The 22,080-nt window shown below is 72.0% G+C and carries 26 protein-coding genes; 11 read left to right on the top strand and 15 right to left on the bottom strand.

The genetic code is table 11. The annotated features are described in order from the left end of the window. Window positions 1-101: 101 nt before the first annotated feature. Complete coding sequence (locus B4V04_RS12585) at window positions 102-461, bottom strand: hypothetical protein (protein WP_498232460.1); 360 nt, start codon at window positions 459-461, stop codon at window positions 102-104. 277 nt (window positions 462-738) lie between these two features. Here B4V04_RS12585 and thiL point away from each other — a divergent pair, with 277 nt between their 5' ends. Both thiL and B4V04_RS12575 read left to right on the top strand, forming a co-directional pair. Beyond that, window positions 739-1,632, top strand: coding sequence for a thiamine-phosphate kinase (thiL, locus tag B4V04_RS12580; protein WP_498232100.1), 894 nt, complete (start codon window positions 739-741; stop codon window positions 1,630-1,632). Between the two features lie 77 nt (window positions 1,633-1,709). Continuing rightward, window positions 1,710-2,267, top strand: coding sequence for a sugar O-acetyltransferase (locus tag B4V04_RS12575; RefSeq protein ID WP_498232099.1), 558 nt, complete (start codon window positions 1,710-1,712; stop codon window positions 2,265-2,267). Window positions 2,268-2,285: 18 nt separating this feature from the next. Here the strand turns inward: B4V04_RS12575 and prs are convergent, their stop codons facing one another. Beyond that, window positions 2,286-3,140 (bottom strand): ribose-phosphate diphosphokinase, encoded by an 855-nt coding sequence (gene prs / locus B4V04_RS12570; protein WP_498232098.1) that lies wholly within the window; start codon window positions 3,138-3,140, stop codon window positions 2,286-2,288. Between the two features lie 165 nt (window positions 3,141-3,305). Between prs and B4V04_RS12565 the strand changes: the two genes are divergently transcribed. Next, the gene (locus B4V04_RS12565) at window positions 3,306-3,956 is read left to right on the top strand and encodes an HVO_0476 family zinc finger protein (RefSeq protein ID WP_498232097.1); all 651 of its coding nucleotides are present in this window, start codon (window positions 3,306-3,308) and stop codon (window positions 3,954-3,956) included. Window positions 3,957-4,101: 145 nt separating this feature from the next. On the opposite strand, the gene fer is transcribed toward B4V04_RS12565, so the two are convergent. After that, window positions 4,102-4,491 carry a ferredoxin Fer gene (fer, locus tag B4V04_RS12560; protein WP_498232096.1) on the bottom strand — a complete coding sequence of 130 codons (390 nt, stop codon included), beginning with the start codon at window positions 4,489-4,491 and terminating at the stop codon, window positions 4,102-4,104. Window positions 4,492-4,695: 204 nt separating this feature from the next. Between fer and B4V04_RS12555 the strand changes: the two genes are divergently transcribed. Together B4V04_RS12555 and B4V04_RS12550 are read left to right on the top strand one after the other, a co-directional pair. Then, window positions 4,696-5,565: a CheF family chemotaxis protein gene (locus tag B4V04_RS12555; RefSeq protein ID WP_498232095.1), complete on the top strand. Its 870-nt coding sequence runs from the start codon at window positions 4,696-4,698 to the stop codon at window positions 5,563-5,565. A gap of 52 nt (window positions 5,566-5,617) precedes the next feature. Continuing rightward, complete coding sequence (locus tag B4V04_RS12550; protein WP_498232094.1) at window positions 5,618-6,511, top strand: hypothetical protein; 894 nt, start codon at window positions 5,618-5,620, stop codon at window positions 6,509-6,511. Between the two features lie 62 nt (window positions 6,512-6,573). Here B4V04_RS12550 and B4V04_RS12545 read toward each other — a convergent pair whose 3' ends face one another. Together B4V04_RS12545 and psmA are read right to left on the bottom strand one after the other, a co-directional pair. Next, the gene (locus B4V04_RS12545; RefSeq protein ID WP_498232093.1) at window positions 6,574-7,455 is read right to left on the bottom strand and encodes an MOSC domain-containing protein; all 882 of its coding nucleotides are present in this window, start codon (window positions 7,453-7,455) and stop codon (window positions 6,574-6,576) included. 54 nt (window positions 7,456-7,509) lie between these two features. Next, entirely contained in the window at window positions 7,510-8,352 is an 843-nt protein-coding gene (gene psmA, locus B4V04_RS12540) for an archaeal proteasome endopeptidase complex subunit alpha (protein WP_498232092.1), read from the bottom strand. A gap of 232 nt (window positions 8,353-8,584) precedes the next feature. Between psmA and B4V04_RS12535 the strand changes: the two genes are divergently transcribed. The 3 genes from B4V04_RS12535 to B4V04_RS12525 are packed head-to-tail and all read left to right on the top strand — an operon-like array spanning window position 8,585 to window position 11,917. Continuing rightward, a complete protein-coding gene (locus B4V04_RS12535) occupies window positions 8,585-10,009 on the top strand; it encodes a hypothetical protein (protein WP_498232091.1) in 1,425 nt (474 codons plus the stop codon). Beyond that, entirely contained in the window at window positions 10,002-10,745 is a 744-nt protein-coding gene (locus tag B4V04_RS12530; RefSeq protein WP_498232090.1) for an ABC transporter ATP-binding protein, read from the top strand. The genes B4V04_RS12535 and B4V04_RS12530 overlap by 8 nt, the downstream gene beginning before the upstream one ends. After that, complete coding sequence (locus tag B4V04_RS12525; protein ID WP_498232089.1) at window positions 10,742-11,917, top strand: ABC transporter permease; 1,176 nt, start codon at window positions 10,742-10,744, stop codon at window positions 11,915-11,917. Before B4V04_RS12530 ends, B4V04_RS12525 begins: the two co-directional genes overlap by 4 nt. A 40-nt stretch (window positions 11,918-11,957) precedes the next feature. On the opposite strand, the gene B4V04_RS12520 is transcribed toward B4V04_RS12525, so the two are convergent. The 9 genes from B4V04_RS12520 to B4V04_RS12480 all read right to left on the bottom strand — a co-directional run bounded on the left by B4V04_RS12520 (window position 11,958) and on the right by B4V04_RS12480 (window position 19,464). Further along, window positions 11,958-12,134 carry a DUF7501 family protein gene (locus B4V04_RS12520; RefSeq protein ID WP_498232088.1) on the bottom strand — a complete coding sequence of 59 codons (177 nt, stop codon included), beginning with the start codon at window positions 12,132-12,134 and terminating at the stop codon, window positions 11,958-11,960. 135 nt (window positions 12,135-12,269) lie between these two features. Continuing rightward, window positions 12,270-12,845: a dihydrofolate reductase gene (locus tag B4V04_RS12515; RefSeq protein WP_498232087.1), complete on the bottom strand. Its 576-nt coding sequence runs from the start codon at window positions 12,843-12,845 to the stop codon at window positions 12,270-12,272. Next, window positions 12,845-13,873 (bottom strand): thymidylate synthase, encoded by a 1,029-nt coding sequence (gene thyA / locus B4V04_RS12510; protein WP_498232086.1) that lies wholly within the window; start codon window positions 13,871-13,873, stop codon window positions 12,845-12,847. The genes B4V04_RS12515 and thyA overlap by 1 nt, the downstream gene beginning before the upstream one ends. Before the next feature lie 524 nt (window positions 13,874-14,397). After that, a complete protein-coding gene (locus tag B4V04_RS12505) occupies window positions 14,398-14,796 on the bottom strand; it encodes a DUF7975 family protein (protein WP_498232085.1) in 399 nt (132 codons plus the stop codon). A gap of 68 nt (window positions 14,797-14,864) precedes the next feature. Beyond that, entirely contained in the window at window positions 14,865-16,025 is a 1,161-nt protein-coding gene (locus tag B4V04_RS12500; protein ID WP_498232084.1) for a DUF7118 family protein, read from the bottom strand. Next, on the bottom strand, window positions 16,026-16,448 hold the full coding sequence (gene hisI / locus B4V04_RS12495; RefSeq protein WP_498232082.1) for a phosphoribosyl-AMP cyclohydrolase: 423 nt from the start codon (window positions 16,446-16,448) through the stop codon (window positions 16,026-16,028). 112 nt (window positions 16,449-16,560) lie between these two features. Further along, window positions 16,561-16,929: a GNAT family N-acetyltransferase gene (locus tag B4V04_RS12490; RefSeq protein WP_498232459.1), complete on the bottom strand. Its 369-nt coding sequence runs from the start codon at window positions 16,927-16,929 to the stop codon at window positions 16,561-16,563. A 107-nt stretch (window positions 16,930-17,036) separates the two neighbouring features. Beyond that, window positions 17,037-18,431, bottom strand: a complete 1,395-nt coding sequence (locus tag B4V04_RS12485; RefSeq protein WP_498232080.1) for a DUF92 domain-containing protein — start codon at window positions 18,429-18,431, stop codon at window positions 17,037-17,039. A gap of 253 nt (window positions 18,432-18,684) precedes the next feature. Continuing rightward, window positions 18,685-19,464, bottom strand: coding sequence for an HAD-IIA family hydrolase (locus B4V04_RS12480; RefSeq protein ID WP_498232078.1), 780 nt, complete (start codon window positions 19,462-19,464; stop codon window positions 18,685-18,687). A 163-nt stretch (window positions 19,465-19,627) separates the two neighbouring features. On the opposite strand from B4V04_RS12480, the gene B4V04_RS12475 reads away from it, so the two are divergent. Continuing rightward, window positions 19,628-20,401 carry a GTP cyclohydrolase III gene (locus B4V04_RS12475; RefSeq protein ID WP_498232076.1) on the top strand — a complete coding sequence of 258 codons (774 nt, stop codon included), beginning with the start codon at window positions 19,628-19,630 and terminating at the stop codon, window positions 20,399-20,401. A gap of 138 nt (window positions 20,402-20,539) precedes the next feature. Continuing rightward, entirely contained in the window at window positions 20,540-20,776 is a 237-nt protein-coding gene (locus B4V04_RS12470) for a hypothetical protein (protein ID WP_498232074.1), read from the top strand. A gap of 123 nt (window positions 20,777-20,899) precedes the next feature. Here the strand turns inward: B4V04_RS12470 and B4V04_RS12465 are convergent, their stop codons facing one another. Continuing rightward, window positions 20,900-21,106 carry a DUF8149 family protein gene (locus B4V04_RS12465; protein ID WP_144797177.1) on the bottom strand — a complete coding sequence of 69 codons (207 nt, stop codon included), beginning with the start codon at window positions 21,104-21,106 and terminating at the stop codon, window positions 20,900-20,902. A 122-nt stretch (window positions 21,107-21,228) separates the two neighbouring features. On the opposite strand from B4V04_RS12465, the gene B4V04_RS12460 reads away from it, so the two are divergent. Beyond that, window positions 21,229-22,044, top strand: a complete 816-nt coding sequence (locus B4V04_RS12460; RefSeq protein ID WP_498232072.1) for an SDR family NAD(P)-dependent oxidoreductase — start codon at window positions 21,229-21,231, stop codon at window positions 22,042-22,044. The last annotated feature ends 36 nt before the right edge of the window (window positions 22,045-22,080 follow it).

Genomic DNA, 22,080 nt, shown 5'->3' with positions numbered 1-22,080 from the left:
CTCCGCGGTGTCGCCGTCGGTGAACTGATAGGTCGCGCGTCGCGTGAACGTCGTCGGGTCCGGTCGCGGTCCGCGTCCGGTTCCCGCCATGGGAACGGCGCTCATCGCGACCCCCCGTCGGTCCGCGGGCGGCGGGTCGGACGCAGGTCCGGGACCAGCGGCGCGTCACGCTCCGCGTCGGTCGGGGGCGGGCTCGGGCGGCGGGAGGACCGTCGCGTCGGATCGGTGGTCGTCGTGGTCCGTTCGGTCGTCGACGTCCGCGTCCGCGGAACGATCGGCGCGCCCGCCTCCTCGGTGATCGGCGTGCGGCCGGGGATCGGGGGAGAAGTGTCGGCGGTCGGCGTCCGGCTGGTTTCGGTCGTCGATCGATCGGTCTCGGTCGTCGACCGGTCGCCGGTTGTCGTCTGCTGGTCTGTCGTTCGGGTCGTCTCGGGCGTCGTGGTGTCGTCAGGTGTCGTCATCGGGTCGTGTGGGTGGTTGCGGTGGTCGTCTGGTGATCGGTCGGTCGGCGCGTCGCGCTGCCGCGTGTCCGGATACGGGTACTGACATTGCACTCGGTTCGTTCGGAGGGATGGTAATAAACATAATGATCGATAATGATAATATTCGTTAATCTGTTTTACGCCTTAAAATGATGCGTGGTACCACGGGACATGGTGGCCGATCGGGGCGCCGAGCGCGCGGATCGCGAGCGCCGGACCGATCCATACTAACCGGGTCCGGTGCGTTGTCTCGCCCGTGAACGAGCGCGACGCGCTTCGCCGGCTGGCCGCCGATCTGCCGCACGCGGGCGACGACGCCGCCGTCGTCGGCGACACCGTCATCACGACCGACATGCTCCACGAGCGCACGGACTTCCCGCCCGGGACGACGCGCTACACCGCCGGGTGGCGCGCGGTCGGCGCGTCGCTCTCGGACGTGGCGGCGATGGGAGCGAGCGCGACCGCCGCGGTCGCCGTCTACGCCGACAGCGACTTCGATCCCGACCAGCTGGACCGGTTCGTCGCCGGCGCGGTCGACGTCTGCGAGGCGGTCGACGCCGAGTACGTCGGCGGCGACCTCGACGGCCACGAGGAGTTCACGACCGCCTCGACCGCCATCGGTGAGGTCACGGACGCCGGTCCGGTGACGCGGGCGGGCGCGAGCCCCGGCGACGCGCTCTGCGTCACCGGCGAGTGGGGGCGGTCGGCGGCCGCGCTCCGGCTCTTCGACCGCGGCGACGAGGGCTCAGTCGAGCGCGCCAACACCCTGTTCCGGTTCGCGCCCCGCGTCGCCGACGGGGTCGCGCTCGCCGGGCGCGCGACCGCGATGATGGACTCCTCGGACGGGCTCGCTCGGTCGCTCCACCAGCTCGCGGAGGCGAGCGAGGTCGGCTTCGCGCTCGATCGCGACCGGCTCCCCGTCCACCCCGCGGTCGAGGATGTCGCGGAGAACCGGACCGACCGGTTCGAGCTGGCGGCGCACTTCGGCGAGGACTTCGAGCTCGTCTGCGCGGTCCCCGAAGACGACCTCGACGACGCCCGCGAGGCCTGCCCCGGCGGGCTCGTGCGCGTCGGGAGCGTCGTGGACGCGACGGACGGGGTGACCGCCGACGGCGACCCCCTCACGGACCGCGGCTACACGCACGGGTGAGGGAGGCGGGCGGCCGACGGGGCGGGCCGGGCGCGCGAACCGCCGGCGTATTATAAACGGCGCCCCGTCACCCGACCATGCCGACCGAGACGGAGCGGATGCTGGCGGGAGAGCCGTACGACCCGAGCGACACCGAGCTCGTCGCCGACCGCGAGCGCGCCCGCGACCTCGCCCGCCGGTACAACGCGACGAGCGAGGCCGAGCGGGACCGGCGCGAGCGGCTCCTCCGCGAGCTGTTCGACGCGGTCGGCGAGGGCCCGACCGTCCAGCCGCCGTTCCGCTGCGACTACGGCTACAACGTCGCCGTCGGCGACGGCTTCTTCGCGAACTACGGCTGCGTCTTCCTCGACTCGAACCCGGTCACGTTCGGCGACCGCTGCCTGCTCGGCCCGGGCGTTCACGTCTACACCCCGACGCATCCGATCGACCCCGAGGAGCGCGCGACCGGCCGCGAGTCCGCGGAGCCGGTGACGGTCGGCGACGACGTCTGGATCGGCGGGCGCGCCGTGCTCAACCCCGGCGTGACCGTGGGCGACGGCGCGGTGATCGCCTCGGGCGCGGTCGTCGCGGAAGACGTTCCGGCGCGGACCGTGGTCGGCGGAAACCCGGCGCGGGTGATCCGGGAGATCGAGTAAGAGCGGAGGAGGGAGGCCCTACGCCAGCGCGTCCGCGAGGACGGGGGCGACGCTGACGACGCTGCAGCCGCGCTCGATGGTGTCGCTGCCGACGATGCGGTCGACGCCGGCGCCGCGCAGCTTCGTCACCGCGTTGGCGGCGAGCATGGGGTGGACGCAGGCCGCGAGCACCGTCGCCGCGCCGCGGTCGTTCAGCACGGCGACCGACTCGCTCATCGTCGATCCGGTGGCGACGATGTCGTCGACGACGACCACGTCCCGCCCCCCGACCGCGGCGTCCGACGGCGACACCGCGACGGCGCCCGTCTCGCGGTCGCGGTGCTTCTCGAAGTAGTCCGTCTCGCCGGCGCCGTACGCGTCCCGGACCGTCTCGGCGATACCGACCGCGCCCTCGTCCGGCGCGAGGAACAGCGGCTCCGAGAGGCCGGCCGGCAGGGGGTCGGCGAGGACGCCCGCCGCGTCGACCGTCTCGACGGGGACGTCGTAGAAGTCGGCGACGCCCGGCTCGTGGGGGTTGACGAGGACGACGCGGTCGGTCCCGGTGGAGATCGCCCGCGCCATCGCCCGCGCGGAGACGGGCTCCCCGTCGCCGAACGACCGGTCCTGTCGGGCGTACCCCATGTACGGGAGGACGGTCGTCACGCGCTCGGCGCCGGCCTCGCGGACGGCGTCCTGGAGCTGGAGCAGTTCGACCCACGCCCGGTCGGAGTCGGTCGTCGCGACGACCGTCGCCTCGTCGCCGGCGAAGTCCGGTACCGCCGCGAGCGTCTCGCCGTCCGGGAACCGGTCGTACGTCGGCGTCGCCAGCGGCCGGCCCGTCTCCTCGGCGAGCGCGGCCGCGAGCAGCTGTGAGCTGGATCCGGGAACGATCATGGGCGTCCGTTCCCCGGACACCGGTAAACCAGTTTCCTTACTCCGGCGGGGAGCGGCCGCCGAGAGCGGCGGTCACCGAACCGCCGTCGCGAGCCCCACGCGAGCGTGTGACGCACCGCGGCCACAGGGGCGGATATTTACGCGAGCGGCGGATACGACGCCGTAATGACCGAAACAGGAGACCGAGTCGGTCTCGCCTGCCCGTCGTGCTCGCCGGGCGAGGAGACCGTCCACGAAGTGCTGCGTCCCGGTGGGCAGGCGACCGTCCGCTGTACCGACTGCGACCACACGTACAAGACCGAGATCCCGGAGGAGGAGACCGTCGAGCTGAAGATCGTCGTCTCGCAGGACGGCGAGTCGTTCACGACACGGATGGACGTCCCCGCGGACACCTACGTCGCGACCGGCGAGGAGTTCGTCGTCGACACCCCCGACGCGCTGATGCAGGTTCGGGTGACCGGGATCGAGGTCGGCCCGGAGCGGCGCGTCGAGGAGGCCGACGTCGAGGACGTCGAGACGCTGTGGACCCGCGCTGTCGACAACGTCTCCGTGCCGGTGACGCTCCATCCGAAGGACGGGAACGCCGACGAGACACGCTCGATCCGCGTGAACGTCCCCGGCGACTACGAGTTCACCGTCGGCGAGACGGTGGAGTTCGGCGACGAGGAGTTCGTCGTCGAGGGCGTCCAGATCCGCGAGGACGCCCCCGAGTACCGCCACGAGAAGCTGGACCACGACGGCGACTTCGCCTACGCGAAGGACTGCAAACGGGTGTACGGCCGCGACGAGAGCCTGACGGCGTGGTCGGCCTGGTAGGGCGGTCGGCCTGATAAGACGGTCGACGCGATCTCCGCAGCGGCGGCTCTTCGGAGCGGTTCGTTCGAAAAAACGGTGGCACCGATGGGGGTGACCCACATCGAACACCGTCTGTGAGTGCGACCGCGGCGTGGTCGGTGCGGCGTTAGATGACGCGGTTCTGCAGGTAGTCGAGGTGTTTCGCGTTGTAGACGATCTTGACCTCGTCGGTCGCCGGGCTCCCGATGCAGGTGAGACGGACGTTCTTGTCTTCGACCTCCTCGTCGGAGAGGATCTGCTGCATGTCCATCTCGATGTCGCCCTCCTTCACGATGGAGGCGCAGTTCGCGCAGGCGCCGGCGCGGCACGAGAAGGGCCAGTCGTAGCCCTGTGCCTCGGCGGATTCGAGGATGTACTCGCCTTGGTTCACTTCGAGGGTGCCGTAGTCCTCGGCGTCGAGGTCGGCGTCGGCGGCCTCCTCGAAGAGGTTGTCGTCGTCCATCGACCAGCCGTGGTCGTCGAGCACTTCGTAGTTGAGGTATTCTACTGTGGGCATCACCCCACGATTTAACGCCCTCCTCATTAGGCTTTGCTGTTCCCCACGTCTCGGCGTCCGATCGATCGACCGATCGAAGCCGATCGAGGGGTGAACGATAGCCGAACACGTTCGCTCGCGAGGCGCGCAGAGCCTGACAACTCGTTATCACGACTGATACGTCGTGGGTAACAGTAAATAGCGAACGGCGCCTACGGCTGTCCGATGGGAGAGTCCGTCGTCGCCGACTTCGTCGGTCGCGTCCACGCCCCGGACGTCGAGAGCGACGAGCCGGTGACGGGGCGCGTGCTTCTGAGCGGACGCCGGCTGGTGCTCGCGACCGACGACGGGAAGACGACCGTCCCGCTCGCCGGCGTCTTCGACGTGGTCGTCGGCACGGTCCCCGGCGACCTCCGGTCGTTTTTCAGCGACAGCGTCACCCTCGCGTACGAGCGGCGGAGCGAGCGGCACACGGTCCTCGTCGAGGGCGAGCCGGAGGACATGGACCGGTTCACCCGCCTGCTGTTCAAGGCCCTGTTGCGCGACGTGACGGTCACCGTCCGCCACCCCGCGAAGGTGGGCGGGCGCGTCACGGACGCGTCGGACCGCGCGGCGTCGGTCGCGCTCTCTCCCGGCGCGATCCGCTTCGTCGACTGCCCCGACCCGTTCGAGGTCGACCTCTCCGCCGTGATCGACTACGAGCGGACCGACCGGACGCTCGCTGGGACCCAGCGGCCCGCGCTCGTGTTCCGTCACGTGGTCGACTCCAGGACCGTCACGTCGATCGCGACCGTTCCGAACGAGCGCACGCTGAACGTGCTCGGCCGGTACCTCAAGCTGGAGTACGACGACGCGATGGAGGAGATCGAGTCGTTCGACCCGACCGAGGAGCAGCTGGAGATCCTCGTGTCGATCTACTCGGCCGGCGGCGAGGCGGACATCGCCGACGTCGTCACGGGCGACGTCACGCAGACGTCGATGATCCTCGACACGCTCCGCGAGGAGGGACTCGTCGTCGACGGCGAGTCGGGCGCGGCGCTCACGCGCAAGGGGCAGATGATCGTCACCTCGTACCTGGAGTCGGTGAACGCGTAGCGGGTCCGATCCCGGGGGAAGTTTCATGCTGATGCGGACGTAGGTAATTCACATGCCAGACGACCGCCACGGGCGTTCGACGCGGCTCGACGCCGCGGCCCGCGAGCGGGGGCTCGACGCGCCGGCGGGCGACCGTCGCGACGGAGGGCCGCCCGACGACGCGGGACCGCGGACCGCGCGGGTGCCGGAGCCGCACGTCCACGACACCTTCTCGGTCGACGGGATCGACACGAAGCGACGCGAGGGGCTGCTGGAGGCCGTTCTCCTCGACCGCGACGGCGTCAGCGCCGCCTCGGCGACGAAGCGGAACGGGACGGTCGGGATCCACCACGACCCCGACGTCTCCCGCGAGGAGCTCAGAGCGGAGCTCGAGGCCTGCGGGCTCGTGGTCGCACCGGGCGACGCGGCGTTCGAGGTGCGGCGCGCCGCGCAGTTCGACTCCGCCCGCGTCGCCGTCGCCGTCCTCTTCGGGCTGATGGTGGCGACCCCCTACATCGCCGTCCTCTACCCCACGCGGGTCGAGTGGCTGTTCTACGACCCGGTAACGGTGCAGTACCTCCAGTCGATCCTCGACTCGAACGTGGCGACGCACTTCTTCGTCAACCTCGGCTCGCTGTCGGGGATCGCGTTCCTCGTCGCCTGCGGCCCGATCATCAAGCGGTCGCTCGCCGCGGCGGCCGCGGGCGAGGTGACGAACGAGAGCGTCTTCGTGGCGGGCGTCGTCGCCCTCTTCGGCTACAGCACGCTCGCCGCCTTCACGGCGTTCGAGGGCGCCGTCCACTACGACCTCGTCGCGTACGCGGTCGTCGGCGTCACTCTCTGGAACCACTTCGGCGTCGGCGAGACGACGCCCGACACCGCGGGCGTCGCGGATCCGACCGCCGACGGGAGCGGGACCGCCGACACCGACGAGGAGCCGATCGCGATGACCGACGGCGGCCGGTAGTCGCCGGCAGTCGCACCGCGCGTTACCTTTTCGATAGGCTCGCCAGTTCGGACGCGCAGCGCTCAGTACGGTTCCCCGTCGAGCGGCTCGACGCCCGCGATCGTCACCCTATCCCCGACCGAGAGGGTCGACCCCCACTGGGCCTCCGGAACGACGGTGTTCACCATGAGCCGGAAGTCGTGGTCGAAGCGATCGCTCTCGGTCCAGTCGGGGAGCGTCTCCCGCCGCTTTCGAACGAACCGCTCGCGGAACCCGTCGATCGCCTCGCCCGTGTCCGGGTTTCGAGACGGAACGACGCAGCGCTGACAGGGGTTGACGCCGAGTATTTCGGCGTCGCCGACCGCGAACCGCACGGCCTCCCCGCGGTCGGCGAACAGCCGATCCTCCCAGAACGCGGGACAGTCGTCGACGACGACGCTGGGGCGGAGCCGCCGGCGCATCTCCGTCGCGTCCGCGACCGCTTCGAACCAGCCGGCGACGGTCTCGAGGGTCGCGCGCGAGACCACCGTCGGGCCGTGAGCCGTCCGGTCGTCGGGGAGCCCGCCGTCGGGCTCGCACACTAGGTCGACGGCGTAGCCGAGGTAGTCGCCGACCCACGCTTCCAGCGCGTCGCCGTCGTCGGGGAGCGCGAAGGTCCGCTCGCCCGCGGCGGTCCCCGTCTCGGGCCGCGCCGGCCGCGAGAGGGTCACCGCGGTCGGGGTCGCGTCGGTCGGACCCGCCAGCTCGTAGCTCGCGCGGAGCCCGTGGACCGCGGGCTCGCGCTTCCCGTTGACGTAGCCCCCGCTCCCGCCGACGGAGGCCTCGTGGGGGTCGACGCCGGCCTCCACGAGCGCGTACGTGCGGTCGCCGCGGAGGGCGCCCGCGGCCCCGAGTTCGGCGCGGTCGAGGGCGACGCCGTCGTTCGACTTCAGCGGGTAGGCGACGAGTTCCGCGATGCGTGCCATGCGCCGCGTTCGACGGCCCGAGAGAAAAGCGATCGGCTGAGCGCGACGGCGGCGCTACTCCTCGTCGCTCGCGTCGGCGTCGTCCGCGCCGTCAGCGTCGGTCCCGTCGTCCGCGCCGTCAGCGTCGGTCCCGTCGTCTGCGCCGTCGGCGTCGGTCCCGTCGTCCGCCTCCTCGCCACCGAGCCCGGCCGCCTCGAACGCGTCGGCGACCTCGTCGGCGGGGACGGTCCGGTAGCCGTCTGCCTCGGTGATCGTCGCGACGGCGACGTCGTCGGGCTCGAACTCGTCCTCGTGGGCCGCGAGCGCGGCGAGGCCGAGCTCGACGCCGGCGGTCAGCGAGAGGTCGTCGCTCCACTCCTCCTCGAGGTGGCCCTGGATGTCCTGTCGGCCGCCGCCGATGACGGTCGCCTTCCACTCGTTCGGCGTGCCGGAGGGGTCAGCGGCGAACAGGCGCGGCTCGCCGTCGTCGATGCCGCCGATGAGGAGCGCGGCGCCGTACGGGCGCGTGCCGCCGCGCTGGGTGTTCTCCTGGATATGGTCGGTGACGAACTTCGTCAGCGTCTCGACGCCGACGGGCTCGCCGTAGCGCAGGCGGTTCCCCTGCGACTGGCGGCGCGCGAGGTCGATCAGCTGTCGCGCGTCGGCGACGTGACCGGCGCTCGCGGTGCCGAGGTGGTCGTCGAGCTTGTGGAGCTTCTCGATGCTCTCCGCCTCCATCAGCGTCGAGGAGGCGCGGGACATCGCGACGAACACGACGCCCTCCGCGGTGCGGATCCCGACGCTCGGCGCGCCGCGCGAGACCGCCTCGCGGGCGTACTCGACCTGGTAGATGCGCCCGTCGGGCGAGAACAGCGACGTGCCGCGGTCGTACGCCTGCTGGTCGTTGCCGCCCATCATCGCCGATCACCCGCTCTCGCGGTGTCGCCTTGGCTCATTACCCCTTCTTACGTCGGACGGTTGAAAAAGGGTCCGTAACCGGTACGCCGCCGCCGCGACCCGGCTCCCTTTACCCGCTCGCGGCCGGCGGGAGCGACGGGTCGCCGCCGCGACCCCCGCCTACGACGGATATATGCCGATCGCTCCCCTAACAGGGTCGACATTGACACCCACACGAACGACAGCCGCCCTGATGGCCCTCCTCGCGCTGCTCGCGGCCGTCGGCGGGGCCGCGGCGGTGCCCGACGCGCGGATCGCCATCGACGGGGTCGAGGCGAGCACGAGCGAACCCGTCGTCGGCGAGCGAACCGCCCTGAACGTGACCCTCTCGAACTCCGGCGGGAGCCCCGCCGCCGCCGATGTGCGGAGCGTCGGGGTCGTCGACGCGGGCGCGGGCGACGACGCGGAGCCGCTGGACGAGGCGACCGCGGTCGGCGCGCTCTCGGCCGGCGACTCGCTCACCGTCGAGCTGTGGACGCGGTTCGACGAGCCCGGCGAGCGCCGGCTCACCGTCGAGGTCGTCGCCGAGGAGGAGGCGACCGGCGACGAGGAGGCGGGCGAGGGCGGGACGGTCACCGTGACGCGCGACGTGGTCCTCGACGTCCAGCCGGCCGAGGTGACGCTCGATCTCCGGACGCGCGGGCTCGCCCCGGAGGACCTCCGGAGCGACGACGAGAGCGAGGGCTCCGGCGGCATCGGCGTGAGCGGCATCGAGGGGATCTTCGGCGGCGGTGGCGGCGGACTCGATACGGGAGAAGACGCCGAGGAGGCCGTGCAGTCGGCCGATTCTCCCGTGGCGGTGACCGTGGTCAACACGGGCACGACGACCGCCGACCGCGTGAGCCTGACCGCGGTCGGGGAGCCGGTCGCGGGCGGTGAGGGGAGCGGGGACGGAACAGACGGGAGCGACGCGGACGGCGGAGCCGGCGAGGCCGACGGCGAGGGGTTCGAGGCCGGACCGTACGTCGTCGAGGACGTCGCGCCCGGCGAGGAGCGCCGCGTCGTCGTCGACCTCGGCCCGCTGGACCGGCGCTCGGCGGTGACGTTCACGGCGGCGTTCCGGTCGGGACTCGACGCGCAGGAGGGCGCCGGCGCGGAGCGCACCGCGACGTCGACGCTCCGGTACCCGGCGCACGAGGGGGCCCCGACAGTCACCGACGCGGTCGTCGAGACGACGGAGGACGGCGCGGTCGCCGTCGACGCCAACCTCGGCAACGCGGGCGGCGGCGAGCTGGAGGGCGTCGTCGTCTCGGTCGGGGAGGCGCCGGGCGTCGAGCCCACGCCCGCCGGCCGCGAGTACTTCGTCGGCGCGGTCGGCGCCGGCGACTTCGTCGCCTTCGACCTGCGAGCGACCGCGAACGCGTCGGTCGCCGACGAGGTGCCGATCCGGATCGCGTACACCGAGCGCGGCGTGCGGTACGTCGAGACCGAGACGGTGGCGCTCCCCGACGCGGACGGGAGCGGCGGCGGGTCGGGTACCGTCGGGACGCTGGGATCGGTCGGACCCCTCGGGTCCGCGGGCGCGTTCGGTCCCGTCGGTGCGCTCGGGGCGGTCGGCCTCGTGGGCGTCGCCGGGATCGCCGTCGCGGGCGTCCTCGTTCGCCGCCGCGATGTATAGCGTCGAACTCCGCGGCGTGACGAAGCGGTATCCCGGCGGGGGCGCGGAGCCCGTGGTCGCGCTCGACGACGTCGACTTCGCGGTCGAGCCGGGCGAGTTCGTCGCGGTCGTCGGCCCGAGCGGCTCCGGGAAGTCGACGCTGCTGAACGTGCTCGGCCTGCTCGACGACCCCACCGAGGGCGAGCGGCTCCTCGACGGGACGGACGTGACGAGCCTCTCGGTCGCCGAGCGCACGGCGGCGCGCAAGGAGTCGATCGGCTTCGTCTTCCAGGACTTCCACCTGCTACCGACGCTGACGGCGGTCGAGAACGTCGCGCTGCCGACCGCGTTCGACCCCGGCGACGCGAGCGACCGCGCCGCCGACCTGCTCACCCGGTTCGGGCTCGGCGACCGGCTGGACCACGAGCCCGCGGAGCTGTCGGGCGGGCAGAAGCAGCGGGTGGCGATCGCCCGGTCGCTGATCAACGAGCCGTCGGTGCTCCTCGCGGACGAGCCGACCGGGAACCTCGACACGGAGACCGGCGAGTCGATCCTCGCCGAGTTCGAGCGCGTGAAGGAGGAGGGCGTGGCGGTCGTCGCCGTGACGCACGACCCGCTCGTCGAGGGGTACGCCGACCGGGTCGTCGAGCTCACCGACGGCGTGCTCGCGGGCGGAACCTCGGGTGACGAGAGCGACGGGGGCGACGAGGAGTCGGCCCCCGGGAACCGAACCGTCGCACCGCCGGAGGAACGATGAGCGGGCCGGAGCCGGCGACGCGGTCGGGTCTCGGCGGGTGGTTCCGCGGCTGGCGCCCCGCGGTCGCGATGGCGGCGCGGAACCTGCGCCGGAACCGGGTGCGGACCGCGCTCGCGGTGCTCGGCGTCTGCATCGGCGTGCTCGCGGTCGCGGCGCTCGGGATCTTCGGCAACGTGCTGGCGCTCGGCGCCGACGACGCCATCGGCGACATCGGCACGCAGGTGGTGGTCTCGCCGAACGCCGACGCCGGGATCGACTCGCTCTCCGAGGCCGACGTGGCCGACGTCCGGCGCGCCGTGGGCGAGCCGGCGGTCGTCCCGCTGTACTCGGACAGCGCGGTCGTCGCCGGCCCGAGCGGGCGGGAGTTCGCGACCGTCTACGGGGTCGAGGAGCCGGCGCTCGCGTTCGAGGCCGCCGAGGGGCGCCTCCCGGAGCGCCACCGGCGGGGCGCGATCGTCGGCGCGGACGTCGCCGAGGAGCTGGGCGTCGGCGCGGGCGACGCGGTCGAGATCGCCGGGTCGCAGGTGAGGGTCGTCGCGGTGCTCGCCGAGAGCCAGACGTTCAGCCCGGTGGCGCCCGACGACGCCGTCTTCCTCCCCGAGTCCGCCTTCTCGGCGGACGGGTACGCGCAGGCGCTCGTCGTCGCCGAGTCGGGAGAGGCCGCGCGGGCCGCGGCCGACGACATCCGCGCGGAGGTGAACGCCCGCGAGGAGCGGGTCGACCTCTTCGAGCTCGCCGCCATCGTCGACGAGGTGAACGAGTTCTTCGGCCTGCTCAGCACGTTTCTCCTCGGTCTGGGCGCCATCTCGCTCGTCGTCGCCGGCGTCTCGATCCTCAACGTGATGCTGATGAGCACCGTCGAGCGCAGACAGGAGATCGGCGTGATGCGCGCGGTCGGCGTGACGCGGCGCGACGTGTTGCGCGTGCTGCTCGCGGAGGCCGGCCTCATCGGCGCGGCCGGCGCCGCCGCGGGGACGCTCCTCACCGTCCTGCTCGTCGCGGGACTGGTCGCCGCGACGCCCGAGGTCGACGCCGCGCTCGCGCTCGACCCGACGAACGGCTACTACCTCCTCCTCGCGCTCGGCTTCGGCGTCGGCGTGGGGCTCGTGAGCGGCGCCTACCCGGCCTGGAAGGCGGCGAACGAGCGCCCCGTGGAGGCGCTGCGGAGCTGAGCGGCCGCGACCTCCCGACGGCGGCGCGCGGTCGGGGTCGTCACCCCGCCCAGCCCCCGCGCATGTCGTCGGTCACGCGGTCGCGCCAGGTCTCGAAGGCGTCCCGACACTCCGGGCTCTCGTCGATGTGCCGCACGAATCCCGCGCCGGGGGACGCCAACTCCGCCTCGCAGAACGGGCACCGCTTCGGTTCGATCGTCGACTCAGATAATGCCATGACAACACATACCAATCTAGACGCTCAAAAGTGTTGTTCCGCGTGGAAAATTTTGCGAACTGTGCCGGTTTGACGCATCTTCACCCGGTTATACTACCTGAACGTTCAAGCGAGAGAGAAAGAACGATCCGGGCGTCAGTCGGTCGTACGCTCGTAGGTGACGAACGCGAGGTCGCCGTCGGCGTCGGTCTCGGCGTCCGAGACGACCTCGCGGTCGACTTCCCGCCACGCGTCGGCGTCCCAGTCCGGGAAGCGCGTGTCGCCGTCGGGACGCCCGGGGACCTCCGTCAACACCATCCGGTCGGCGCGGTCGAGGAACTGCTCGTACACCGCCGCGCCGCCGATCACGTACGCCTCGTCGACGCCGCGGTCGGCGGCGTCGGCGGCGGCGAGCACGACCGCTCCGTTGACGTCGTTCGCGACGACCGCCCCCTCCGGGAGGTCGAGGTCGCGCGTCGTCAACACGACGCTGGTGCGGTCGGGGAGCGGACCGCCGATCCCGTCGGCGATGCTCTCGTACGTCTTCCGGCCGACGATCACGGGGTGGCCGGTCGTGAGCCGCTTGAAGTGCGCGAGGTCCGCCGGGTAGTGCCACGGCATTCCGCCTGCGTCCCCGATGACGCCGTTCTCGGCGACCGCGGCGACGACGACGAGGTCGACGTCGGCGCCCGGGAGACCGTCTTCGGTGCTCCGGGAGGCGTCGCCGGTCATCACTCCGCGACCGCGAACGAGAGCCCGTCCGCGGAGTCGTAGTCGACGAGTTCGACGTCCTCGTAGGTCAGCTCGTCGAGGGGGACGTCGGCGATCTCGATCCGGGGGCGCTCGCGCGGCTCCCGCGAGAGCTGTTCGAGCAGGCCGGGGACGTGGTCGTACCCCTCCTCGCCGTCCGCCTCGTCGGGCGCGGTCCGCTCGACCCAGCTCTTCACGTCGAGGTAGTCGGCCTTGCTCTCGACGTTCCCGAGCCGCTCCTGCACGTACGGGAGGTTGTTCGCGTACCACTTCCCGCGCTCGCCGCGGCCGCAGTAGACGTGCGCGTCGACGACGGTGTGGCCGAACTCGCCGACCTCGAACCCGCTCCGCTGGGCGAGCGCGTTCGCGAGCAGCGCGTACGCGGCGATGTTGAACGGCACGCCGAGCGCGATGTCGCCCGACCGCTGCGTGAGGTGGAGGTTCAGGCGCCCGTCCTGAACGTTGACGACGAACGAGTAGTGGCACGGCGGGAGCGTCGAGGTTGCGGCGTTGGCGGGGTGCCACGCGTTGACGACCATGCGGCGCGACCGGGGGTTCTCTTCCAGCGTGTCGAGCACGTACTGAATCTGGTCGAACGTCCGGCGCTCGGTTCCGTCGGGGTCCTCCTCGACGGTCACCCAGCGGTGGGCGTCCTCCGGCCACGTCTCGCCGGGGAGCGCGGCGTTGTCCTCCGGGACCGGGAACCGGCGCCAGAACCGGCCGTAGGCGGTGTCGAGCCGGCCCTCCTCGTCGGCCCACGCGTCCCAGATCTTCGTCTCCTCGCGGAGGTTCCGGACGTGCTCCTCGCCGGAGAGGTACCACAGCACCTCGTGGATGAGCGAGTTCCAGCGGTAGCCGTCCATCTTCTTGGTGGTGAGGAGCGGGAACCCCTCCGCGAGGTCGACGGTGTACTGCCCGCTGAACGACGCGATCGTGTCGACGCCGGTCCGGTTCGGCTTGTACGTGCCCGTCGACAGGGTGTCGTCGACGAGATCGAGGTACTGTTGCATGATGGTCGGCGTCGCCCCCGTCCGGCAAGCGCGGGGAGCGACGAGTCTGTCGGGTCAAATGCGCGGGGGGAAACTAAGTGTGTCGTGACGAATCGCGGCGAGTCGCCGAGACGCACGTTGTCATCGAACTACGGTTTATAAACGATCGAAGCGGTGGCGCGCCTCCGAGCGGCCGCCCTCGGCGGCCGCGAGGAGCCCGCGAGGGAGGCGGCCGGCCGGAGCGAAGCGGAGGCCAGCCGACGAGGTTGGGGAGGTGTGAGGCTGCGGTCGTAGTGCGGGCGGGGTGGGACTCAAAGGGGCAGCCGTGAGGACGAAGCACGACGACGCAAGCACCACAGACCGCGAACGGAGTGAGCGGTCGAGGAGCGCAGCGAGTCGCGCGAGTCCTCACGGCTGGGGCTTTGGAGGCGTTCTCCGCCGAACCGGTATCAATCATTTATAAGCGAACGGCTGCGACTTTGGAGGTGTTCACCGCAGAGCCGTCAATCAGTTATAAACGGCCGACACCAACACCGCAATTCAAGTTATATAGCCGTCACCCAGGCCCGGTAGTCGTCGTCGAGCCCGTACACCTCGCGGAACGCGCGCTCGACGAACCCCGCCACGCGGTTCGCGTCCGACCGCGCGGTGACGACCGCGTTCGTCCCCTCGGCCTCCTCCGGGCTGACGAGCTCGTCGATCCGGAACTCGGGGAACTCGCCGAGGAGCGCTTTCAGTCGCTCTAACTCGTCGTCCGTGCAGTCCAAGACGAGCTCCGTGCCGGCGAGCTGGATCCACGGCGGCACCTCGCCGCCCTCGGTGACGTCGCTGTCGGGGTCGACGTCGACGGTCATCACGTCGCTCGACCGGGCGCGGTGGGCGGTCGCCGCGTCCGCGAACAGCTTCAGCCGCTCGTCCTCGGTGGCGGCGTCGAATCGGGTCATGTCACCACGTCGGCGCCGGCGGCTCTTGAAAGGGTGCGCTTCGCCGAGAGAAGTGAGTTAAAAGGCTGTTACCGTTCCGTCTCCGCGAGCACGTCCTCGACGATTTCGAGCGTGCGCTCGGCCTCGCGCACCCGATCGTCGACGGCGCCGGTCCGCACGAGCTCCAGTTCCGGCTCGTCGAGCGCGTCGCGCACCTCGGCGGCGCGGCGGAGCCGCTCGTACTCCCCGTCGCGCGCGAGGTCCCGGACCGCCCGCAGCGTCGCGACCGTCTCGTCGGCGGCGACCCGCGAGACCAGCGGGATCAGCTCGTCGATCTCGTAGGCGAGCTCGTCGCCGGCGGCGGGCGGCCAGTCGAGCGTCAGCGGCTCGCCGTCGAGCCGCTCGATGTACGTGCGGTGGACCGCGACCGCCGTCCGGAGTGCGCCGGGGTCGTCGACGTAGTGCTCCAGCTTGGAGTTCGAGTAGTCAGCGTACTCCAGCAGGGTCGGGAGCGGCTCCTCGCCGGCCTCGTACTCCGCGACGTAGTCGGACAGGTCGGTCGGCGGCACGTCGACGTCGACGAACGGGGTGGCGTCCGCGCGGTCGAGGAAGGCGAAGACGTCGCGGGCCGACGCGGACTTGAAGAAGTCGTCGAACGACTCCCGGACCGCCTCGTTGTACGTCTCGACCGGCTCGCGGAGGCGGTCGACGTCCGCGTCGAGGTCGGCGTCGGCCATGTCCGCGACCTCGCGCAGCTCGTCGAGCCGGGCGGCGAGACGCTTCTTCGCTTCCCGGGCGTCCTTGCGGGCGATCCGGTAGTCGTCGACCGCCTCGTCGCGGTCGGAGAGCAGGTCGAGGTACTCCTCGGCGGGTTCGAGCGCCTCGCGGGCCGCCTCGAAGTCCGACTCGGAGAGCCGCTTCTTGTCGACCGCCTCGTCGGCGGCCGCGAAGGCGTCGGAAGCGAGGGCGTCGTCGTCGACGTCGACCGCGTTTGCGAACTCGCCCTCGAACCGGACGTACGCCTCGAAGTCCCCGCTGCCGACCGCGTCCTCCTCGTACTGGTCGAGCACGCGGTGAGCCCGTCGGTACGTGTCCGCCGCGGCCTCGACGCGCTCCCGGCCGAGGTCGGCGATCCGGCCTTCGAGCCGCCGGAGCTCGTCGTAGCGCTCGCGGAGCGTCGCGGCCGCCTCGCCCGCCTCGGCGACCGGGTCGGCGTCGCTCGCCTCGGTCGCCGCCCCCGCGCCGCCCATTCAGTACACCTCGTCCGGGTCGAAGACGCGCTCTCCCACGTGTTCGCCGTCGATCGTTCGGTGGAAACAGGAGCGGTGGCCCGTGTGACACGCCCCGACGTTCTGGTCGACGAGGTACAGCAGGGTGTCGGCGTCGCAGTCGACTCGCACCTCGCGGACCGCCTGCGTGTGGCCGGAGGAGCCGCCCTTGTGCCACAGCTCGTCGCGCGACCGGGAGTGGTAGTGCGCCTCGCCCGTCTCGCGGGTGCGGTCGAGCGCCTCCGGCGAGACGTACGCGAGCATCAGCACCTCGCCCGAGTCGGCGTCCTGGGCGATCGCGGGGACGAGCCCGTCCTCGCCGAAGTCCACGTCGATCGCCTCGGCGGCGTCCCCGCTCGCTCCGGAGTCCCCTCCCGCGCTCCCGTCCGCGTCGGCGTCGCTCATGTCTCGCTCGAAGCGCGGGGCTCGAATAGTCCTTTTGTCTGTTCTCGCTCCGGAGGTCGGTGGGAGCGTCGGCCGACCCGGGAGACGCCGGCCGCTCCCGGGGGCACTCCTCCTACTCCCGGCGCAACACGAGCGCATCGCCGTCGGCGTACGCGTCGGGGCGTCGGTCGACGACGTCGAAGCCGAGCCCGTCGTACAGCGCGAGCGCCCCGTCGTTGTCGGGGTGCGCCTGCAGCGTTACGGGGCCGTCGGCGTCGGCGATGACGGCCGAGAGGAGGCCGCTGGCGCGTCCCTCGCGTCGGTGGTCCGGATCGACGACGAGCTCGGCGACGTGGACGCCGGGCCGGTTCGGGGCGTCGACCGGTAGCAGGTAGCCGACGGGCCGGCCGTCGGCGGCGCTCACGAGCGCCGAGCCGACCGCGAGCCCGTACTCCAAGAGGTCCGGGTTCGGCCGCCGGAGGAACGCCTGAAGCTCGCGGATCCGGTCGGCGTCGGGCGGGCGGGCGGCGCGAACGCGCGGGTCGGGGGAGGCGACGTCCCCGTCGGACGATTCGGCGTTCCCGTTCTCGCCGTCGCGAGCGGGAGAGGTCACAGCGCCGTCACCCCGAGCGCGACCGCGACCGCCGCCCCGGCCAGCGTCGCGAGGAAGTTCACGGTCTGGTTGCCGATCCGGTCGCCCTCGACCAGCGCGCCGAGGAGGCTGTCGACGGTCATGCCCGCGACGCCGGCGGCGACGACGACCCCGACGCCGACGGCGAGATCGCCGACGGGCATCCCGACCGCGGCGAGGCCGCCGACGAGGAGCGCCCCCGCGAGGCCGGCGATCTCGCCCTGCCACGTGATCGCGCCGTCGGTGCCGGGCTCGACCCGCTTGAGGGTCGTGACGAGCCGCGGCCCGTCGTACAGCCCGCCGATCTCCGAGGAGAGCGTGTCGGCCATCGCGGTGGCGGTCGCTCCCGCGAACGCGAACGCGAAGGGGGCCGGGGGGAGGGCGACGTGGGCGGTCGCGGCGTAGCCGACGAGCGCGACGAGCGCGACCGCGGAGTTCGCCAGCACGTTGCCGGTGCCGCGGGCGCCCTCGTTCTCCTGGGCGACGCCGCGGGCGGCCTTCTCGTCGAACCGGTACTTCGAGGCGAGGCCGCCGACGGCGTAGAAGGACATCAGCGTGAGGAACCAGCCGACGCCGCCGAGCACGACGGCGAGCAGCGCGGAGAGCACCCCGGTCAGCATGCCGGGGACCGAGGCGGTACCGAGCGCGAAGGAGACGTAGCCGAGCGCGGCGGTCACGCCGAGCCCGAACGCGAGGAGGGGGACGGTGACGGTCGGGTCGAGCGCGAGGAACCCCCAGACCGCGAACGCGACGAGGATCACCGTGATGTGCGCGTCGCGGGCGAACACCAGCGACCGCACGAGCGCGGCGGTCAGCGCCGCCACGGACGCGAGGAAGACGAGGTCGGGGAGCGCGGTCGTCAGCGACGACGACGCTCCCGCGAGGTCGACGCTCGGAACGGCGGCGGCCCCGCCGAGGGAGAAGCCGCCGTCGACGCCGAGGGCCGCCGTCTGGAGTCGAACCGCGACCTGTCCGGCGAGGGCCGCGAACGCGCCGACGCCGACGTAGCCGGCGACGAGCGGGAACTCGTCGCTCGTCGCCCGGCCGACGAGCTCTCGGCCCAGCCGTCCCCCGCCGACGGCGAGCGCCGCCGCGGCGAACGCCTCGTACGGGAGGGGGGCGCGGGGGAGCGAGGCGAACAGCGCGAGGCCGGCGGCGGCGACCGAGAAGGCGACGAGCCCGTAGAGCCGCTCCTCCTCCCGGTCGCCCGGCAGCGCGAGCGTCTCGAACCACTCGCCGTCGCGGATCCCGAAGAAGGCGAGGCCGGCGACGGCGAGGAAGGGAACGACGGCGGCGTCGCCGAGGGTCGGCGCGAGGGCTGCGAGCGCGGCCACGGCGGCGAAGGTACTCGCGCGTCGGAGCCTCCGTATCACGGGTTCGGCTACCCGGGACGAGCACTTAACGGTCCCGACACCGGCCGGCGACCGCGGCGTCGGTCAGTACCGGTACTCGTTGAACTGGACCGCGTGTCCCTCGATCACGCGGACGGGACGCTCCGGGTCCTCGTCGTCGTCCCCGGTCGCCTCCTCGTGCGTGTCAACGCCACTCATACGAGGCAAAAAGCGACTGGTCGGTATAAGCGTTATCCACGGAGCGGAAGTACTGGGGGGAGCGAGACGGACGCGGTCAGTCGAGGACCCGGTCGATGTCGCCGAGGTCGTCGAGCACGTGGTCGGGGGCGACGTCGGCCGCGGCGAGCCGGTCATCGTCGGTCACGCCGGACCTGACGAGCACGGTGGTCATCCCCGCGCGCTCGCCGAGCGCGATGTCGGTGTTCAGGCGGTCGCCGACGACGAGGCACTCCTCGGGCGGGTAGGGGAGCCGCTCGCGGACCATCTCGATCGCGGTGTCCGAGGGCTTGCCGAGGACGACGTCGGGCTCGCGCTCGGCGACGCCGGCGATGGCGTTGATCACGGCGCCGGAGCCGGGCACGTCGCGCTCGGGGGCCGGGATGACCACGTCGGGGTCGGTGCCGATGAAGGGGACGCCGCGCTCCAGCGTCCACAGCGCGGTACAGAGGTCCTCGTAGTCGAACCCGCGGGAGATCGAGGCGACGAGCGCGTCGGCGGCGTCGACGTCGTCGGTCGTCGAGAGCCCCGCCTCCGCGAACTGGTCGAGCAGGCCGGGGTCGCCGATACACAGCAGGTCGTCATCGGCGTGGCGCTTCGCGAGGTATCGCGTCGTCACCGTCCCGGCCGTGAACACGCTGTCGACGTCGACGTCGTACCCCGCGGCGCCGAGCCGGTCGACGTACGCCGGCGGCGCCTTCGTCGGGTTGTTCGAGACGAACAGCGTCTCGATCCCGGCCTCTCGGAGCCGGCGGTAGCCGGCCGGGGCGCCCGGGATCGGATCGTCGCCTCGCACGACCGTGCCGTCCACGTCGAGGACGGCGCCGCTGAATGCCATGTCCCTCGTCGGGGCGCCACGGCCCTAGTGGTTGCGGGGCCGTGGCGGTTGCGGGGCCGGTTCGGCGGTTCGTCGGAGAAGCCGAGGCTCCCAGATACGATACCGGTTCCAGCTTCGGGATAACGGAAGGGTAAAGCGGCGCGACTCCTAATCGGAGTCCACTGTGACGACGACCCAGGTGACCCTCGTCCAGATCGACAACTACGGGCCGTGGACGACGACACCGGAGCCGCGCCGGGAGATGGATCTCCAGACGCTCCAGTCGCGGCTGTTCGCCGACATCGCCCAGTTCGTCGGCCACCGCGACGCGTACGTCTTCTTCACGCGCTTCGACAACATGATCGCGGTGACGAACGGCGTGGACGGCGCGGCCCACGCGGCTCTCCAGGAGTCGATCGGGAACCGGTACCCGGTGAGCATCAGCCTCGGCACCGCGGTCGCCGAGCGACCGGTCGACGCGCTGGAGGCCGCGAACCGGCAGCTCCAGCTCGAAGGGAGCGCCCAGGACAAGGCCCGGACCGAGGTGCTCGCCGGCGAGTACCTCACGGAGACGACGGGGTCGGACCTCCAGGTCGCGCACTTCGACGTCGTCAACGCGACCGGGAAGTACACCGACCGGCTCAACGAGTTCGACACGTTCATCAACATCGAACGGGCGTACGCCTCCCTCATGCGCTACCTCCGGGAGCGGCACGGCGCGCTCTCCTTCTTCGTCGGGGGCGACAACATCATCGCCGTCTGTCCGGACCTCCCCGAGCGCGCGTTCGCCGACGCGGTCGCGCACGTCGAAGACGACGTGGAAGTTGAGCTGCAGGTCGGCGTCGGCCGGGGCGCCTCCGCCCACGAGGCGGGGTTCGCCGCCAAACACGCACTGGAGGACTGCCGCCACGACGGGACGAGCGTCGAGCTGTTCGGCGCTCCCGCCGCCGGCGACTGAGTCCGGATTCCGGCCCGCAACGACCGAGTCAGGATCCCGGACCGCAACGACCGGATCGAAGCCCGCTACGGCCCCGTTATCGATATTGATAACCACGGCTCCACCTTTATATACGCCGACCGGGAAGCCTCGCTCAACATGTCTGATGAGATAGTGTTCGTCTGCACGGCGGACGGCTGCGACGAGGGGCCGTGGGAGGGATCCCACGACGCGATGGCCCACTGCGCCGAACACCCCGACCACGGCTACACCGGACGGCCGCGGCGCGAGGTCGACGCCGACACCGTCATCCCGGCGACGGCGACGCGGAAGCGCGACAACCGGAACCTCCAGCACAAGGGCCACCCGAAGGGCGCGCTCGCGCGGAACGACTGAGCGGCTCCGGGAGCGGCGAACCACTGGCGTCCGTGACCGTGACCGACAATCGACCGCCCGCGGTCGACCGGTGGCGGTCGGCGGCCGCTCTTCTCCGGCGGGTCGTCCCCTCTCGCTCGCCGCCTACGCCTCGTCGAACAGTCCGAGGTCCTCGGCGACGAGGTCGGCGAGGCGGTCTTTCAGCGCCGGATCGACCTCCGCCACCTCCTCGCCGTCGTGTTTCCCGTCGTTGTGTTTCGCGAGCGTGTCGGCCACGTCGGAGAGCGGGACGCTGGTCTCCGTCTCGCACTCGGTGCACACGATCGGGACCGACGGTTCGTCGGATGACATACGTCGGGTAGTCGCGGGTCGGTGGTATATGCCTTCGGGAGCGCGGTCCGGGCCGCCCGCCGCGGGCTCCGGAACCGGCGCGAATCGCCAGCGTCACGGCCCCGCGGTCGCTATCGGTCCCCATGCGCGTCCTCGTGACCGGGGCGGCCGGCGGGATCGGCGGCGGCGTCGCGCGAACGCTCGCGGCGGCCGGCCACGACGTGATCGGGCTCGACCGCGACGCGGACGGGCTGGCGGCCCTCCCCGAGGCCGCGGAGACGCACGCCTTGGATCTGCGCGACGGCGACGCGGTCGAGGCGCTCCTCGCGGACCGCGAACTCGACCGCGTCGTCTCCTGCGTCGGCGGGTACGAGATCGCGGCGGTGGAGGACACCACCGTCGACTCGTTCCGCCGCCAGCTCGACGCGAACCTGACCGCGGTCCACACCGTCGTCCGGGCCGCCCTCCCGTCGATCCGGGGGCGCGGCGGCCGGATCGTCCTGGTCGGATCGATGGTCGGGGCGACCGCTCTGCCGTACCACGGCGCCTACAGCGCCGCGAAGTCCGGGTTGCGCGGGTACGCCGACGCTCTCCGGCGCGAGGTCGAGCCCCGCGGCGCGACGGTCGCCTTCGTCGAGCCCGGGCCGGTCCCGACCGGGTTCAACGAACGCGCCGCCGCGGGGGTCACCGAGCGGAACGCGGACGCGAACTCCCGGGGACCCTACGCCGACGCCTACCGAGCGTTTGAGGGGTACTCGCCCGCCGCCACCGACGTCGAGACGGTGGTCGAGCGCGTCGTCGTCGCGGCCACGACCGACAGTCCGCGCGCCGTCTACCGGGTGAGCCGCCGCGCGCGGTGGCTCCCGCGGCTGGCGGCGGTGCTCCCCGACCGGCTGTACGACCGCTTGGTCCGAGCCGGGTTGCCGGGGGGAATACTCGGGCGGCTCATCGATCGGTAGCGGGGATGACGGTCCCGGTCCGCCCGCTCCCGCGAC

The sequence above is a fragment of the Halorubrum sp. B52 genome (assembly GCF_059752555.1).
Note: the sequence above shows the minus strand (reverse complement) of the source record. Positions and strands in the feature narration are given on the sequence as shown.

Coding starts and splice junctions, on each gene's coding strand:
- B4V04_RS12585 (WP_498232460.1), bottom strand. CDS start 461: ATGACGACACCTGACGACACCACGACGCCCGAGACGACCCGAACGACA.
- B4V04_RS12575 (WP_498232099.1), top strand. CDS start 1,710: ATGCCGACCGAGACGGAGCGGATGCTGGCGGGAGAGCCGTACGACCCG.
- prs (WP_498232098.1), bottom strand. CDS start 3,140: ATGATCGTTCCCGGATCCAGCTCACAGCTGCTCGCGGCCGCGCTCGCC.
- B4V04_RS12565 (WP_498232097.1), top strand. CDS start 3,306: ATGACCGAAACAGGAGACCGAGTCGGTCTCGCCTGCCCGTCGTGCTCG.
- fer (WP_498232096.1), bottom strand. CDS start 4,491: ATGCCCACAGTAGAATACCTCAACTACGAAGTGCTCGACGACCACGGC.
- B4V04_RS12555 (WP_498232095.1), top strand. CDS start 4,696: ATGGGAGAGTCCGTCGTCGCCGACTTCGTCGGTCGCGTCCACGCCCCG.
- B4V04_RS12550 (WP_498232094.1), top strand. CDS start 5,618: ATGCCAGACGACCGCCACGGGCGTTCGACGCGGCTCGACGCCGCGGCC.
- B4V04_RS12545 (WP_498232093.1), bottom strand. CDS start 7,455: ATGGCACGCATCGCGGAACTCGTCGCCTACCCGCTGAAGTCGAACGAC.
- psmA (WP_498232092.1), bottom strand. CDS start 8,352: ATGATGGGCGGCAACGACCAGCAGGCGTACGACCGCGGCACGTCGCTG.
- B4V04_RS12535 (WP_498232091.1), top strand. CDS start 8,585: ATGGCCCTCCTCGCGCTGCTCGCGGCCGTCGGCGGGGCCGCGGCGGTG.
- B4V04_RS12530 (WP_498232090.1), top strand. CDS start 10,002: ATGTATAGCGTCGAACTCCGCGGCGTGACGAAGCGGTATCCCGGCGGG.
- B4V04_RS12525 (WP_498232089.1), top strand. CDS start 10,742: ATGAGCGGGCCGGAGCCGGCGACGCGGTCGGGTCTCGGCGGGTGGTTC.
- B4V04_RS12520 (WP_498232088.1), bottom strand. CDS start 12,134: ATGGCATTATCTGAGTCGACGATCGAACCGAAGCGGTGCCCGTTCTGC.
- B4V04_RS12515 (WP_498232087.1), bottom strand. CDS start 12,845: ATGACCGGCGACGCCTCCCGGAGCACCGAAGACGGTCTCCCGGGCGCC.
- thyA (WP_498232086.1), bottom strand. CDS start 13,873: ATGCAACAGTACCTCGATCTCGTCGACGACACCCTGTCGACGGGCACG.
- B4V04_RS12505 (WP_498232085.1), bottom strand. CDS start 14,796: ATGACCCGATTCGACGCCGCCACCGAGGACGAGCGGCTGAAGCTGTTC.
- B4V04_RS12500 (WP_498232084.1), bottom strand. CDS start 16,025: ATGGGCGGCGCGGGGGCGGCGACCGAGGCGAGCGACGCCGACCCGGTC.
- hisI (WP_498232082.1), bottom strand. CDS start 16,448: ATGAGCGACGCCGACGCGGACGGGAGCGCGGGAGGGGACTCCGGAGCG.
- B4V04_RS12480 (WP_498232078.1), bottom strand. CDS start 19,464: ATGGCATTCAGCGGCGCCGTCCTCGACGTGGACGGCACGGTCGTGCGA.
- B4V04_RS12470 (WP_498232074.1), top strand. CDS start 20,540: ATGTCTGATGAGATAGTGTTCGTCTGCACGGCGGACGGCTGCGACGAG.
- B4V04_RS12465 (WP_144797177.1), bottom strand. CDS start 21,106: ATGTCATCCGACGAACCGTCGGTCCCGATCGTGTGCACCGAGTGCGAG.
- B4V04_RS12460 (WP_498232072.1), top strand. CDS start 21,229: ATGCGCGTCCTCGTGACCGGGGCGGCCGGCGGGATCGGCGGCGGCGTC.